The following is a 558-nucleotide window of genomic DNA, read 5'->3' on the forward strand; positions in this document are numbered from 1 at the left end:
GGGCGAAGACAGTTGCCTGCGTCACCCACTCCTCGATGAAGCCGCCCATGTCGGTCTCGATGGTCTCGAACCGCTGCAATGCCACCCGCTCGCGCAGGTCGCCTATGTCCTGCGGCCGGTGAGGTCCGCGACGTGCTCGATTGCCGCGAACAGCATCCCGTCGATGGCAAGGTCTTCGTCGTCGTGACTGATGCGGGCGTGCTCTTTCACCCGTGCCAGCGAAAGGCCGTGCGGGGCGTTCGGATCGGGGGTGATGAGCTTCCACGACATGCCAAAATCCTAGCACGTCCTAGCAGTGCTAGCAAGGGGCCGTGGCAACAGCCCATGTGACTGATTCAGTTAAGAGAAAGGCCGATATGTTCCACATATGGAAGGACGGCCGGGGATCGGGGTCGTAGTTGCGGTGCAACGGGGTGCAAGCAAGGGTGCACGATTTCGCTCACCCATACTAATAGATAACTCTCCCCCCTTAGAGGGCCCTGAGAGGCGAAACCCCACGGGCGGGCCGATTTGACGGCACAGGCGGGGCGGCGCAACGCGAATTACAGTGAACCCGCA

General features: G+C 61.6%; 1 protein-coding gene. It reads right to left on the reverse strand.

The genetic code is table 11. The features are described 5' to 3' along the window. Window positions 1-102 precede the first annotated feature (102 nt). Window positions 103-270 (reverse strand): head-tail connector protein, encoded by a 168-nt coding sequence (locus CK240_RS18515; RefSeq protein ID WP_135058970.1) that lies wholly within the window; start codon window positions 268-270, stop codon window positions 103-105. Window positions 271-558 lie beyond the last annotated feature (288 nt).

This window comes from Paracoccus salipaludis (assembly GCF_002287065.1).
Taxonomy (GTDB): domain Bacteria; phylum Pseudomonadota; class Alphaproteobacteria; order Rhodobacterales; family Rhodobacteraceae; genus Paracoccus; species Paracoccus salipaludis.

What these genes read in the sequence shown, in the direction of transcription:
- CK240_RS18515 (WP_135058970.1), bottom strand. Translation starts at nt 270, where the DNA reads ATGTCGTGGAAGCTCATCACCCCCGATCCGAACGCCCCGCACGGCCTT.